Source organism: Salinimicrobium oceani, assembly GCF_012037645.1.
Genome location: NZ_JAAVJR010000566.1, coordinates 1 through 467, shown reverse-complemented (window position 1 = coordinate 467; position 467 = coordinate 1). Strand labels below are relative to the sequence as shown.

General features: G+C 37.0%; 1 protein-coding gene. It reads right to left on the bottom strand.

Features of this window, described 5'->3' with window-relative positions; all coding sequences use genetic code 11:
• The coding region (locus HC175_RS18275) for an FAD-binding oxidoreductase (RefSeq protein ID WP_235942677.1) at positions 1-263 on the bottom strand (263 nt) is incomplete at its 3' end.
• Positions 264-467: the final 204 nt, after the last annotated feature.

Here is a 467-nt window from a genome sequence, read left to right as displayed (position 1 = left end):
AATTTATTGTTTGCAATAACCGAAAATGTTCCGCCTTCAACCTCCTTTACCGTCACCTTAAAGGTTTCATCTGATGGAGGGGTGCAAATTGAGTATGCGCGGCGTACTTCCTTACCTTCATTGTTGGTTTTAACGGTTATATATTGTCCTGCTTTAAAAGAAAATTCACTTTTTAATTCCTGCGGTATTTCAAATTCGAGGCTTACTGCCTGCTCAGTTTCCCTGATGATATTTTTGATCTTTAACGGAAAGAATTTGCTCATTTTTTGGTATTTGGTGCAAAAGTACGAAGTATAGAAATTTTTTTCTGTAACAAAATTGTAAATTTCCCTACTTGTAGTATAAAGCAAAAGCATGTATAGACGATTCATTTCCCTTCAGTGGAAAGCCTTTTTCCGGTCTGCCAGTCTTGGCAGAAGTTTGGGGCTAAAGATCTTTATGGCCTTTATTGCCATCTATTTTGCCAT